This is a genomic window from Arthrobacter sp. B0427-1-12 (assembly GCF_059092905.1).
Genome location: NZ_JBNHIC010000012.1, coordinates 61,819 through 75,069 on the forward strand (window position 1 = coordinate 61,819; position 13,251 = coordinate 75,069).

The 13,251-nt window shown below is 66.0% G+C and carries 12 protein-coding genes; 4 read left to right on the forward strand and 8 right to left on the reverse strand.

Annotated elements, in window-relative coordinates; all coding sequences use genetic code 11:
- Window positions 1-13: 13 nt before the first annotated feature.
- From cofC to AC5RWU_RS09830, 4 genes are all read right to left on the reverse strand, one after another.
- Window positions 14-754 carry a 2-phospho-L-lactate guanylyltransferase gene (cofC, locus tag AC5RWU_RS09815; protein ID WP_494029597.1) on the reverse strand — a complete coding sequence of 247 codons (741 nt, stop codon included), beginning with the start codon at window positions 752-754 and terminating at the stop codon, window positions 14-16.
- 34 nt (window positions 755-788) lie between these two features.
- Window positions 789-3,455 (reverse strand): bifunctional FO biosynthesis protein CofGH, encoded by a 2,667-nt coding sequence (locus AC5RWU_RS09820; RefSeq protein WP_494029596.1) that lies wholly within the window; start codon window positions 3,453-3,455, stop codon window positions 789-791.
- Between the two features lie 94 nt (window positions 3,456-3,549).
- A complete protein-coding gene (cofD, locus tag AC5RWU_RS09825; protein ID WP_494029595.1) occupies window positions 3,550-4,563 on the reverse strand; it encodes a 2-phospho-L-lactate transferase in 1,014 nt (337 codons plus the stop codon).
- 201 nt (window positions 4,564-4,764) lie between these two features.
- Window positions 4,765-5,925: an acyl-CoA dehydrogenase family protein gene (locus tag AC5RWU_RS09830; protein ID WP_494029594.1), complete on the reverse strand. Its 1,161-nt coding sequence runs from the start codon at window positions 5,923-5,925 to the stop codon at window positions 4,765-4,767.
- Between the two features lie 143 nt (window positions 5,926-6,068).
- Here AC5RWU_RS09830 and AC5RWU_RS09835 point away from each other — a divergent pair, with 143 nt between their 5' ends.
- Window positions 6,069-8,150: a transglycosylase domain-containing protein gene (locus AC5RWU_RS09835; RefSeq protein WP_494029593.1), complete on the forward strand. Its 2,082-nt coding sequence runs from the start codon at window positions 6,069-6,071 to the stop codon at window positions 8,148-8,150.
- 4 nt (window positions 8,151-8,154) lie between these two features.
- On the opposite strand, the gene AC5RWU_RS09840 is transcribed toward AC5RWU_RS09835, so the two are convergent.
- Both AC5RWU_RS09840 and AC5RWU_RS09845 read right to left on the reverse strand, forming a co-directional pair.
- The gene (locus tag AC5RWU_RS09840; protein ID WP_494029592.1) at window positions 8,155-8,574 is read right to left on the reverse strand and encodes a hypothetical protein; all 420 of its coding nucleotides are present in this window, start codon (window positions 8,572-8,574) and stop codon (window positions 8,155-8,157) included.
- Between the two features lie 171 nt (window positions 8,575-8,745).
- Window positions 8,746-9,240 carry an FBP domain-containing protein gene (locus AC5RWU_RS09845; protein ID WP_494029591.1) on the reverse strand — a complete coding sequence of 165 codons (495 nt, stop codon included), beginning with the start codon at window positions 9,238-9,240 and terminating at the stop codon, window positions 8,746-8,748.
- 149 nt (window positions 9,241-9,389) lie between these two features.
- Between AC5RWU_RS09845 and AC5RWU_RS09850 the strand changes: the two genes are divergently transcribed.
- Window positions 9,390-9,899 carry a flavodoxin family protein gene (locus AC5RWU_RS09850; RefSeq protein WP_494036974.1) on the forward strand — a complete coding sequence of 170 codons (510 nt, stop codon included), beginning with the start codon at window positions 9,390-9,392 and terminating at the stop codon, window positions 9,897-9,899.
- Between the two features lie 7 nt (window positions 9,900-9,906).
- On the opposite strand, the gene AC5RWU_RS09855 is transcribed toward AC5RWU_RS09850, so the two are convergent.
- Window positions 9,907-10,155 carry a hypothetical protein gene (locus tag AC5RWU_RS09855; RefSeq protein WP_494029589.1) on the reverse strand — a complete coding sequence of 83 codons (249 nt, stop codon included), beginning with the start codon at window positions 10,153-10,155 and terminating at the stop codon, window positions 9,907-9,909.
- A gap of 359 nt (window positions 10,156-10,514) precedes the next feature.
- Between AC5RWU_RS09855 and AC5RWU_RS09860 the strand changes: the two genes are divergently transcribed.
- Together AC5RWU_RS09860 and AC5RWU_RS09865 are read left to right on the forward strand one after the other, a co-directional pair.
- The gene (locus AC5RWU_RS09860) at window positions 10,515-11,672 is read left to right on the forward strand and encodes a glycosyltransferase family 9 protein (RefSeq protein WP_494029588.1); all 1,158 of its coding nucleotides are present in this window, start codon (window positions 10,515-10,517) and stop codon (window positions 11,670-11,672) included.
- 14 nt (window positions 11,673-11,686) lie between these two features.
- Window positions 11,687-12,619, forward strand: coding sequence for a glycosyltransferase family 9 protein (locus AC5RWU_RS09865; protein ID WP_494029753.1), 933 nt, complete (start codon window positions 11,687-11,689; stop codon window positions 12,617-12,619).
- 83 nt (window positions 12,620-12,702) lie between these two features.
- Here the strand turns inward: AC5RWU_RS09865 and AC5RWU_RS09870 are convergent, their stop codons facing one another.
- The gene (locus AC5RWU_RS09870; protein WP_494029587.1) at window positions 12,703-12,930 is read right to left on the reverse strand and encodes a hypothetical protein; all 228 of its coding nucleotides are present in this window, start codon (window positions 12,928-12,930) and stop codon (window positions 12,703-12,705) included.
- Window positions 12,931-13,251: the final 321 nt, after the last annotated feature.

The following is a 13,251-nucleotide window of genomic DNA, read 5'->3' on the forward strand; positions in this document are numbered from 1 at the left end:
CATAGCGGCAACTTTAGCGGGTCGCAGAGGCCCACCTATAGTTGCTTACTTTTCGTGCCGGGAACCGGGCGTGGAAATAGTGCTGACTACCCTGCTGCAGTGCGGCTCTGGTGTTTCCGCCCACGCCCCTCTGCAGAGCCTCGGCAAGATCCTCGAAAGTGTCGACGTCTGCCCGCAAAGTCGACGCGGCGGGTATCGGCAGAATCTGGTGTCCCGCTTGGACATGGGCGGCGCAGGACTGCACCCCGAACCGCGGGGTGACCTGAACACCGGGGAGCGCGGAAATCATCGTGCTCCCGGAACCGTGACGATCGGACACCAGAGCCAGGGGGTGCTGCGCGGCCAGGGCTAGCGCCAGGGTCAGATCCTCAGTGGTGAGAGAGGGCAAATCCGCCGTGAGTGCAGCGACGGCGCCGAGCGGATTCCGCAACCTCGCCCACGCCACGCCTGCGCTTACGGCGGCGTTCAGCCCCTGTCCGGGATCGTCCAACCGGTCGACGTGCGGAAGTACCGATTCCAATGCAGGGTCGGAGGATACGACGACTACGTTCCCGACTTCGGGCGCCGCCGCGGCTGTTGTGACGGTGTCGCACAGGAACGCGAGCGCCAACCGGTGCCGCACGTCCGGCCGGAATCCCTCACCTCCACTTTCACTTTGGCCCAGCCTGCTCTTGGCGGAAGCGCCGCCCTTGAACGGCAGCACAATTGTCCACTCCCTGGAGAGCGGCAACCGTGACGAGGACACCTGCGGCATGGCCGGCTCCTTCTCTCTTGTCCTTTCCATCGGGTCAGCGGGGCAGCAACCCTAGCGACACGGCCACCGGGCCGGGACTAACCCGGCCCTGATCCGCCGCCGTCGGCCGTATCCGCAGGGACTTTCCGGTTGCCTTGAATCCTTGGGTGGCATTGTCACGGGCGGTATCCAGGCGTTCCTGGGACGGGGCCTGGTACGTGGTAGTGCGCTGCCAAGGCACGCGGCCGATGGACCGCGTCATAAGCTCCAGTTCGGCGACCGTTTTTTCGGAACCGTTGTCCGCTCCGGCCATGCGGCTGATGGTTTCCTCCATGAGGGTGCCGCCGAGGTCGTCGGCGCCCCCTTGAAGCATCAGCTGGGTTCCGTCGTTGCCGAGTTTCACCCACGAGGTCTGGATATGGTCGATCCGTCCGTGCAGCATGAGCCTGGCAACGGCGTGGACCGCCCGGTTTTCCTGAAGGGTGGGCCCCGGGCGCGCCACACCGGCCAGATAAACCGGAGCATTCGTGTGGACAAAGGGCAACAGGACGAACTCGGTGAATCCTCCGGTCTCATCCTGGATTCGGGATAAGGTGCGCAGGTGCCCGACCCAGTGTGTCGGGTTGTCGACATGACCGTACATCATGGTCGAACTGCTCCGGATGCCGAGCCGATGCGCCGTGGTGACGATGTCGATCCAAGTTGCCGCGGGCAGTTTTCCCTTGGTCAGGACCCAGCGAACGTCATCGTCGAGAATCTCTGCCGCAGTACCGGGAATGGTATCCAGCCCGGCTGTCTTCGCCTCCAGCAGGAAGTCCTCGAACGACAGACCGGTGCGGGTGGCGCCATTAACGATTTCCATGGGGCTGAACGCATGGAGATGAATCTCCGGTTGGCGTTTCTTCACCTCCCTGGCGAGGTCGAAATACGCGGTGCCCGGTAGGTCCGGATGAATTCCTCCCTGCATACAGATCTCGGTGGCGCCAATCGACCATGCCTCGTCCACGCGGTCGCCGACCTGCTCGAGTGACAACGTATAGGCGTCCGCGTCGGTCCGGCGCTGGGCGAAGGCGCAGAATCGGCAGCCGGTGTAGCAGACATTGGTGAAGTTGATGTTGCGGTTGACCACATACCCGACTCGGTCGCCCACGGCCTGGGAGCGGACGTTGTCGGCCAGTTGTGCCAGGGCATCCAGCTCCACTGCCTCCGCCCTTAGAAGAGTGAGATAGTCCTTGTCACTCAGTCCTGCCGGGTCAGCCTCCGCGCGGCGGAGAGCGGCACGAATGTCGCTGTTCCCGCCCCCTGCCGGAGCGTTTGCGGGCCGCTGGACCTCCTCGCGCAGAGCTGTCCAGTCTCCATAGACCGCGTCAAAGTCGCTGCGCCGATCGCCGGTCCTGCCGATGGTATCGACCTCGGTGTGCAGGTCAACCCGGCCGCGGCCGACGGCAGCCCACTCCGGGTCCGGTTCCTGCCACGGTCGTCCCTGCGGGATCCTGCCTTCAATGGCCAGTCCGTCCGCGGCGGCGAGGGCGCGCACATGCGGCAGCACCCGTGGATCGATCCACGGCTCTTCCGCGCGGACGTAGTGTGGATGGGCGGTGAGCCGTTCCCGCAGCGTGAAGCCGGCCTCTGCCGTGGCCCGGGCTAGATCGTCAATGTGCGGCCACGGACGCTCCGGGTTGACGTGGTCCGGGGTCAGGGGGCTGACACCGCCCCAGTCGTCGATTCCCGCTCGGACCAGGAGGGACAACTCGTGCGCGTCGGTGAGGTTCGGGGGAGCCTGCAGCCGTGCCTTGGGGCCCAGGACCAGACGGGTGACCGCCACGGCAGCGACATACTCCTCGGTTTCCAGGTCGGCCGCCCCCATCATGGCCGTTCCCTCCTTGGCACGGAAGTTCTGGACGATTACTTCCTGGACATGACCGTGCCGGCGGTCTGTGGCACGGATGGCGAAGATGGCGTCCACCCGTTCCGCGTACGTTTCGCCAATGCCCAGCAACACCCCCGTCGTGAACGGAACGTTTGAGCGTCCGGCATCCTCAAGAACCCGAAGGCGCACCTCCGGGTTCTTATCCGGGGAACCGTAGTGCGGGCCGCCCTTTTCGGACCAAAGACGCGCAGCCGTTGTTTCAAGCATCATCCCCATGGACGGGGCAACGGGTTTGAGTCGCTGGATTTCCTCCCAAGTCATGACCCCCGGATTGAGATGCGGAAGAAGCCCGGTCTCCTCCAGGACCCGGATGGCCATGGCACGCACATAATCCAGTGTGGAGTCGTAACCGTGCGCATCCAACCACTCACGAGCGATCGGCCACCTGTTTTCCGGTCTGTCACCGAGGGTGAAAAGCGCCTCCTTGCACCCAAGGGCCGCCCCTTGGCGCGCGATCTCCAGGATCTCGTCGGGGGACAGGAAAGGGCTCTTACCGGCTTTTGCCAGCTTCCCGGGAGTGGTCACGAAAGTGCAGTAGCGGCAACGGTCCTGGCAGAGGTGGGTCAGCGGGATGAAGACCTTGCGCGAGTAGGTGATGACCTTGGGCCGCCCGGCTTTTTCAAGGCCGGCGTCGCGAACACGCGAAGCCGCGGCGAGCAACCTTTCCAGGTCCTCACCGCGGGCGTGCAGCAGTGTCTCGGCTTCGGTCGGATTCAGGGTCACGCCGTCTTCGGCGCGCCTGAGTGCGCGTCGAACGGCGCTCGCAGTCGGGGTGAATCCGTATTCGGTCACTGGTTTACCTCCGTGGATATTGGGCGCGGCGGTGCTGTGCCGCATCCGTTGCTGTCAGAGATGGAGTCTCGGTGCTTCTGAACTTGTTGGAGCGCTAGGAGTGGGTCGGCTGCAGTGCCAGGGTGAGAGCTTCGGCGGCTATGGCCGCGCTCAGCGGGATGTCCGTCATCCAGAGCGGCACGGCCGCAGCCCGCAGGCCGGCGTCGGTAAGCGATCCGAGGGCTGAAGCATCAGCAGTATCCACGAGCCAGCCGTCAAGCAGGCCGCCGTGGCTTCTGGCTCCGTAATGCAGGCCGACGGCCAGGGCGCTCGAGGCGACTCCGATCGAATCCAGGCACTGCTCCGCCATGCCCCGAACGGCGGCTCCGCCAATAATCGGCGAGATGCCTATGACCGCTGCTGCGGTGTTGCGGACGGCGTCGCGGATGCCCGGAACTGCGAGAATCGTTCCCACGGAAACCACCGGGTTGGAAGGCGGGATCAGGACGGCATCCGCTGACAATATCGCCTCAATGACACCTGGTGCCGCGGTCGCCGAATCGACCCCCACCTGGACGAACTCCCGGGCAGGAATGCCGGCGCGGTACCTGACCCACCACTCCTCGAAGTGGATCAGGTCCCCAGCCTGATGCCCGGCAGCATCCTCTGCCAGCAGAACGTGCGTCTCCACGGGCTGATCGCTCATCGGCAGCAACGCTACGCCGGGCTGCCAGCGGCGGCAAAGAAACTCTGTCGCCTGGCTGAGCGTGGAGCCCTCACGCAGGAGTTCGGTTCGCACGATGTGTGTCCCCAGGTCCAAATCGCCAAGAGTGAACCAGTCCCAACCCCGTCCGTACGCGGCAATTTCGGCGGATGTTCGGCGGCTTTCGTCAGTCCGCCCCCATCCTTGTTTCTCCTCGATCCCGCCACCCAAGGTGTACATGATGGTATCGAGGTCAGGACAAACGCGAAGGCCGTTCAGCCACATGTCGTCGCCGGTGTTGGCTATCACTGTGACATCTACTGACGTCCCGGTACGTGAGGGGTAAGCGGCGGCTAGATGGGCAAGCAGTCCCCGCACGAATCGGGCACCGCCGATGCCGCCGGACAGGACAGTGATTCTCTTCATGGGGCCGTACCCTCCCGTAAGTGCCGTTGCTCAGCATTACTGTGATAATAGATATACTGTGTTTTACATTACATTCCCACCTGGAGCCAGCAATTAGTGTGAACTGATGCCGACACACAGATGTTCGGCTGGCACGGGTCTTCTGGGGACAGCGGTAGGCCCGGTAGCACCTGCTGCCGGCGGCCTCGGCGAGTTCTATGTTTAGCGGAAGGCCGGAACCCCAGTGATGTGGTTGCCCAGGATGAGGGTGTGGACCTCGTCCGTGCCCTCGTACGTCCGTACCGATTCCAGGTTGTTCGCGTGGCGCAGCGGAGAGTAGTCCAGGGTGATGCCGTTGCCGCCGAGCATGGCCCGGGCATCGCGGCAGATCTGGATGGCTTCACGGCAGTTGTTCAGCTTGCCCACGGAGATCTGGTGCGGCTGCAGCTGCCCGGCGTCCTTGAGCCGGCCCAGCTGCAGGGCCAGGAGCATGCCCTTGTTGATCTCCAGGGCCATGTTCACCAGCTTTTCCTGCGTCAGCTGGTAGCCGGCCAGCGGCTTGTCGAATTGCAGCCGCTCCTTCGAATAGTCCAGCGCGGTGAGGTAGCTGTCCCGGGCCGCGCCCATGGCCCCCCAGATGATGCCGTAGCGGGCCTCGTTCAAGCAGGAGAACGGCCCGCGCAGGCCCTTCGCCCCGGGCAGTATGGCGTTAGACGGCAGGCGGACGTTGTCCAGGGCGATGTTGCACTGGATCGACGCGCGCATCGACAGTTTGGGCTCGATCGGGGTGGCTGTGAAACCCGGGGTGCCGGCGGACACCAGGAAGCCGCGGACGCCGTCGTCGGTCATCGCCCAGATCACGGCGACCTGCGCCACGGAGGCCAGCCCGATCCAGCGCTTCGATCCGTTGAGCACCCAGTCATCCCCGTCGCGGCGGGCCAAGGTCTGCATGGCCGACGGGTCGGAACCGGCGGCCGGTTCGGTCAGGCCGAAGCAGCCGATCGCCTCTCCCGCGGCCATCTTCGGCAGCCACTGGTTCTTCTGCTCCTCGGAGCCCCACTTATGGATGGCGCTTATGGCCAGTGAGCCCTGAACGGAAACGAAGGTACGCAGCCCGGAATCGCCGGCTTCCAGTTCCAGCGCGGCCAGCCCGTATTCGACGGCGGAACGGCCGGGGCAGCCGTAGCCCTCCAGATGCATGCCCAGCAGGCCCAGGCCGGCCAGCTCCGGCACGATCTCCAGCGGAAACACAGCATTCTCGTACCAATTGGCGATGTTCGGCTTGATGCGGGTGTCGACGAAGGAACGGACCTTCTCCCGCAAAGCCAATTCCTCGGCGCTGAACAGGGAGTCGATGCTGAGCAGGTCTGCGGCGTCAATCATGGCTGTCCTTCCTGTGGGGCAGGTCTCAGGGTCCAGCGTAAGGCAGGACCTATTCCGTCCACTCCTCCCGCGGCCTCGGTCCCTGAACCGCACTCAGGGCTTGTTCAGTTTTTGATCAGGTCCGGCCGTTATGCTCTGGCCACATGGCTTCTTCCCGTACGTTCCCTTTCTTTGACACGGCCACGATCCGGGGAAGGATTTCCGCGCTGCTGGGCGTCAGTGTGCTGTCCGGCATCCTTACGGCCGGCATCCTGGTTCCTCCGGCGGCGCTGGCGGCTGCGGGAGCACAGTCCTCCCTGGCTGTCTTCGACCAACTGCCGGACGAACTGGAGGCCGGACCGCTGTCGCAGCCGTCGCAGATCCTCTCGGCCGACGGTGAGCTGATCGCCACCTTCTACGCGGAGAACCGGGTTCCGGTGATCCTGGACCGGGTGTCCCCGCACATGCAGGACGCCATCATCGCCATCGAGGACGCCCGCTTCTTTGAACATGGCGGCGTCGATGCGCACGGTATTTTCCGCGCGATGCTGAACAACGTCAGGGGCGGGGACCAGCAAGGGGCGTCCACGCTGACCATGCAGTATGTCAACAACGTCCTGATTGATGCCGGCGCAGCGGAGGGTGTGAGTGCGGACGAACTGACAATCAGCGGCACGAAGTCCATCACGGACAAGCTCCGGGAAGCCAAGCTCGCCCTGGCGGTGGAGGACAAGTACTCCAAGGAGGAGATCCTCGAGGGCTACCTGAACATTGTGCTGTTCGGCGGCCAGGCATACGGCGTCGAAGCCGCCGCGCAGGCCTACTTCGGCATCCCCGCCGCGGAGCTGGACATTGCGCAGTCCGCGATGTTCGCGGGAATGGTGCAGTCCCCAAACTACTATGATCCGCTCACCAACCCGGAAGCCGCCAAGGACCGCCGGGACACTGTACTGAAGGCCATGCTCGCCACCGGGAAGATCACGCAGGCCGAATACGACCAGGCGATCGCCGCGGATCTGGGCCTGGATCCGCAGCCGGTCCGTTCCGGCTGCGTCGCAGCGAACTTCGGCGACTACTTCTGCAGCTACGTGGAGCATGCCATCATGCAGTCGGAGGCCTTCGGGGCCAGCGAGGAAGACCGTGCCAAACTGCTGGCCCGCGGCGGGCTGACCATCACCACCACCCTGGACTCGCGGCTGCAGAAAGCAGCCCAGCAGCAGGTGGAGGAACAAGTCCCGGTGGGGGATCCCTCAGGTGCGGGATCCACCATCGTCTCCGTTGAACCGGGCACCGGCAGGATCCTGGCCATGGCGCAGAACACCAACTACAGCCCGGAAGACGGAGCCGGCAACACGGTGCTCAACTTGAATGCGGATCCCGCAATGGGCGGAACCCCCAACGGTTTCCAGCCCGGTTCCACCATGAAGCCCGTCACCACCGTGGCCTGGCTGGAATCACGGCGCTCCCTGAACCAGGTGATCGATGCGAGCCGCACCAGCTACCCGGCGGGCTATGACTGGACGGCCCGCTGCCTGCCGGAAGGGGCCGAATTCGACGCCTGGAGTTTCCAGAACGCCGAGTCCGGCTTCGAGCGGAGCATGACTGTCGGCGAGGGGCTGACGACGTCGGTCAACTCGGCGACCGTGGCGCAGGCTGCAACTCTGGACCTGTGTGATATCCGCGACGCCGCCTCACGCATGGGCGTGCACCGCGCGGCCGACGGGCAGCCTATGGATGTCACCCATCCCTCCTTCGTCCTGGGCAGCCAGGAAGTGTCGCCGCTGACGATGGCGGCAGCCTACGCGACGTTCGCGGGCGGGGGCCAGTACTGCCCGCCGATCGCCCTGACCGCGGTGAAGGACTCGCAGGGCAACGAGTACGCCGTTCCCGGCCAAAGCTGCGCGCAGGCTATCTCCCCGGACGTGGCCGCGGCTGTGAGCGGTCCGCTGGAAAACGTTGTGAAGAGCAGCCCCGGCGGGATCAGCCCCATCGGGCTCCCCGCCGCCGCCAAGACAGGCACCACGGACAAGTCCGAACAGACCTGGACGGTCGGGTACACCAAGGGTGTTGCCACCGCGTCCTGGGTGGGCAACTGGACCGACCATACGTCGCTGAACAACGTCCCCATCAACGGCGTGAGCCGGGACTATGTGGACGGTGCAACGCTCGCCGGCGCCCAGTGGACGGACTATATGCGGACTGTGGCGCCGCTCTATGCTGCGGGCGGGCTGGGCAGCGGCCGCTGACCCGTCAGGCCACCAGCTGTCCGGTCACCGGGGCCAGCTGCGGCACCAGGCGTTCGGCTGCCTCCAGCGGCGCGAGCAGCAGCGCGTACTGGTCCGCGGTGAGCAGCTGGGGAAAGACGATGGCCAGCTGGGCCAGGTGCAGGGCGGCGGTGATCCAGTAGGTGCCCGCCGCGGTGCCCAGGCTCTCCGCCACGAGCGCCCCGAACTTCCTGAAATCCACCAGATGCGAGTGGTTGGCCAGGGCCATGCGTGCGGCCATGTGCTCCACATGGCGCTGGGCCTTGCGGTCGGCGTCGGCGAGGGCGTGCAGCTGTTCCGCTGTCCAGGCCCTGCCGACTATCCGGCTGGAGTAGAGGATGGTTTCCATGACGCCCCCGTTCGAGTGATCTTCCCCGTCCGTCCGGACGGTTGTTTGCACTTGCATGTATTGCTCTTACACGTGTCAGCGTACGCAGCGAACATGAGGAAACCATGATGTGCCGATGAGGCTTTTCTCATCCGCGAGGACATGCAGGAACGACGCCGGCACTTCGGTTCCGTGGCAGCGAACCGAAGTGCCGGCGTCGTTGTTTACCGGGGGATATTGGCCGTGAACCTACCGGCCGAGGACGCGGCTGACGAACAGGTCCGTGCGCTGCTTCAGGCCCGCGATCCGTTCGGTGACCACCGCGGACGGATCCGGGTGGATCGGCGTGGCCGGCGGTTCGACCCGGACGTTGCTGGAGCAGATGAAGTCCGCGCAGATCAGCGTGCCGACGGTGTTGCCGTCGCGGCCGGACTGGCCGGCGCGCCTGGCGACGAACAGGTAGACGTCCTCCTCGGAATGCACGTCCTGGCACAGCGCGCACAGTACCCGGCGGTTGCCGGGGGCCGAGGTTTCCGGGGCGCGGAGCATGATGCCGGTGGGCCTGCCGTCCAGCGGGTGCACCAGGTAGCCACGCTGCGGCATTTTCGGGTCCCGCCAGCCCAGATAGTCCTGGTTGTCCCAGTCCAGGTCCGGGAAGTCCGGGGGAAGGGTCAGGCTGGCGACCTCGCTGCGCGTGCAGTTAACGAAGGATCGCCGGATCTCTTTTTCGCTGAGTTGCTGCATGGGTTTCCATTTCTGGCTCGGCCGTCCGTTCCAGCCGGAGGGATCGTATCCCGCCATGGGCGGGCCGGTCCAGATTTACGCCCTTGTGCCGTTCCCCGCGCGGCTTCAGACTTATCTCGGGCTTGTCCCGTAACCGGAAGGGGAGCACCGTGGGCGTCCTGGTGGTGTACGAATCAATGTACGGCAACACACATCTGATTGCGGAGGCGATTGCCCGCGGCATGCCGGAGGCTGTGGCCCTTTCCGTGGAGCAGGTGGCCGGACACAACCTGGACGGCTGCGAGCTGCTGGTGGCCGGCGCGCCCACCCTCGGCCATACCCTCAGCCACGAAGACGGGCGGCGGGCAGCCATTAACAATGCCCGCAAACCGGACAGCGGGCTGGACCTCGACCCATCGGCCGAAGGTGCCGGACTGCGTGAGTGGCTGGAATCCCTGGGCCAGCGCGGCGGCCGGGCCGCTGCCTTCGATACCCGGGTGGACAAGCCCACGCTGTTCACCGGCAGGGCGGCGAAAACCATCGGCAAGCTGCTGCACCGGCACGGCTACGAGCTGGTGGCCGAGCCCGAGAGCTTCCTGGTGGGTGCGGATTTCCACCTGCTGCCCGGGGAGGCGGAGCGCGCGGAGCAGTGGGGCCGGCTGCTCGCCTCCAGGCTTTGAGGAACGCTTAGGCGACCGGCAGCTGCCAGATGGTGTAATCCTCAGCGCTGATCGACCGGCGGCGGGCGCCCTTGCTTTCACGGATCCAGACGACGCCCAGGCCCGGGGCGGTATCCGCGATCTTTCCGCGCACGGCGTGCTGGTTCCCGTTGAAGCGGGCTTCGATCCGGTCGCCGCGCTGAAGCCGGCCAAGATCGCGGACGCGGGTGGGGGTGATGTTGATGCGGTGTTTCGGCGTGTCGATGGACTGGGACATGGTTCAACCTCCCTAGGTGTGGCGGTAACTGGCTGGCGGCCCGCCGGCGGCGGGGCGGCGCCGGAACGGGCGCCGAAGGTACGGAAACGATGCGGCTGCAGAGTGCAGGTACGGCGGGGGCAGACAGCGCGGCCGTTGATATCTTCGCTTGATTCCACTATTCACAACGAGGCAGAAGGCAGATTTATTCCGCCGCACCCCAACACCCGCCGTTCGCTCCGCATTTCACGCCTGAATAACGCGTTCTGCGTGCGCGAACTGCTGAGTCACCGGGGGGTGGAGGAACGGGGTGTCTGATTGGCCAGCCGGCGGGGTATTGACCTAGGGAATGCCCTGTCCAACGGAAACCGGAGGAGCCAATGTCCCCAGACCCGGAACCCCAGCCGCTGTTCGTCCCAGCCGTGGGTCCGATCGGCGAGCCGTTTGACGGCGTGGAGCGGATCGCGGTGCTGCGCGGCGGCGGCCTGGGGGACCTGCTCTTCGCGGTCCCGGCGATCGAGTCCCTGGCCGCGGCCTATCCGGGGGCGGACATCACGCTGCTGGGCACCCCGCTGCATGCGGCCCTGCTGGACGGGCGCCCCGGCGCCGTTACGGACATCGAGATCCTGCCCTACGCAGAGGGCGTCCGGCCGGACGGCCCGGAGGACCCTGCGGCCATCGAACGGTTCTTCGCCCGGATGCGCGAACGCCGGTTCGACCTGGCCGTCCAGGTCCACGGCGGTGGACGCTTCTCCAACCCGTTCCTGCTGCAGCTCGGCGCCCGCCACACGGTCGGGACCCGCACCCCGGACGCGGCGGCGCTGGAGCGGAACCTGCCCTACGTTTACTACCAGCATGAGGTGCTGCGCGCCCTGGAAGTGGTCGGCCTGGCCGGTGCACCGCCCGTGCTGCTGGAGCCGCGGATCAGGACCACGGCGGCGGAACGCGAGGCTGCCGCGTCAATGCTCGACGCCGGCACGTCCGGCCTGCTGGTTCTGCACCCGGGTGCCTCCGACCCCCGGCGGCAGTGGCCGCCGTCGAACTTTGCGCAGGTGGCGGCACGCGCTGCCGGCGACGGGCAGCAGGTGCTGGTGATCGGCGACGCGGGCGAGGCTGCGCTCGCCAAGGAAGTGGTGGAACTGGCGCGGGAGGCAGCCGGGCCGCTGGAGGAGCGCATCCGTTCGGTGGCCGGCGAACTGGAACTCGGCGAGCTCGCGGGGCTGCTGGCGCAGTGCACCGTCATGCTGGGCAATGACAGCGGGCCGCGGCATCTGGCCCAGGCGGTGGGCGCCGCGACCGTCGGCGTGTACTGGTTCGGCAATGTCATCAATGCCCAGGCGCTGGGCCGCGGACGGCACCGGCTGCACTTCGGCTGGACGGCGAACTGCCCCACCTGCGGTGTCGACGTGACCCAGGTGGGCTGGACCGCGGAGCGCTGCGAGCACGACGACTCCTTCGTGGCCACCGTACGGCCCGAGGCCGTCTACGCCGACGTGGCGGAGCTGGCCGGTCCCGGCCTCCGGCGTACCGCAGGCTGAGGCGCACTGTGGAGATGCTGCCGCCGGATGGACGTCCGGAGATCCTGGCCCTGCGGGCGCTGAAACTGGGGGACCTGCTGGTGGCGGTGCCGGCCCTGCACGCGCTGCGGCGCACTTTTCCGGAGCACCGGCTGATCTTCGCCGGACCGCCGTGGCTGCGTCAGGTGGTGGGACTGGTCGGCGGGATCGACGCCCACCTGCCGACGCCGGGGCTGGACGGTCCGCTGTCCCTGCCGGCCTGCCGGGTGGACATCGCCGTGAACCTGCACGGCAACGGAACGGACAGCCGGGGCGTGCTGGAGGCGCTGGCGCCCGGACGGCGGATCGGGCACCGGGCGCCCGGCTGGGCCGGCCCGGAATGGCAGGACGGTGTCCATGAACGTCACCGTTGGGCCCGCCTGATGGAAGCGCACGGCATTGCGGCGGATCCGCTGGACCTGCGGATTGAGGTGCCGGCGTCCCCCAGCCGGGTTCCCGGGGCTTCGGTTGTCCATGTGGGCGCGTTCTACGGCAGCCGGCAGTGGCCGGCCGATCGCTTTGCCGCTGTTGCCCGCTCGCTGGCCGAGGACGGCAGGGAAGTAGTGCTGACCGGCAGCGCCAAGGAACGGGCCCGGGCGCTGGAAGTTGCCGGCTTGGCCGGGCTGCCGGAGAAGCAGGTGCTGGCCGGCGAGCTGGAATTGGACGAATTCGCTGCCGTCATCTCCGCTGCCCGCATCGTGGTGTCCGCCGACACCGGCGCGGCGCACCTGGCCTCCGCCTACGGCACGCCGTCAGTGGTTCTCTTCGGGCCGGCGCCGGTGGCGGAGTGGGGTCCGCCGGAGGGGCCGCACATTGTGCTGACCGACGGCGCGCTCCGCCGCGGGGATACTTTTTCCGCAGAGCCGGATCCTGCGCTGCTGGCGGTCAGCGTTGCCGATGTGCTGGCTGCAGTGGCCTCGCTCAGTTAGCCGCCAGTCCGGACCGTTGCCTACGGCGGCGGCACCGGGGTCCGGCTTGAAGCCGGACCCCGGTGCCGCCATCGTAAGTTTGCCTAGTCCTGCGTGAGTTCTGTGATGTGGCCCAGGGACTCCCCGGACGCTTCGACCAATTCCGGAAGGGAAACGCCCTCGGCGTGGGCTTCCTTGACGGCTTCCGCCAGGACCAAGTCCGCCTGGTCAAGTTCCCACTCGAGGGATTCCTTGTCAGCCGCTGCTGTGGATACCCGCTGGATCGGCAGGACTGTCGCCGACTCGGACGCTTTCGGGATGGGTATGGACATATGATTTCCCCTATTCACAGGCGTAATCGTGCCGGCCCGCATCCCTGGAGCCCGCGTTTGTACTCCAGAACGTAGCAAAGATTCCCGCCCATCGCGACCATAAGCAACCTTATGAAACCATTCGGGTTGAGGCTTATTCGGCGCAGATGACTTATAGCAAACGGTTGCGAAGCGGCTAAAAAATTAACTAATTAATTCAATTAATTAACTACTTTGCTAATGGTGGGAGTCATTGGTGGAGGCGAAATAGGTTCCGTGAACCCAGGGCCATTGAATGAATTTTTATTTCTTCCGGTAATGGAATGCATGCATTGGAATGCC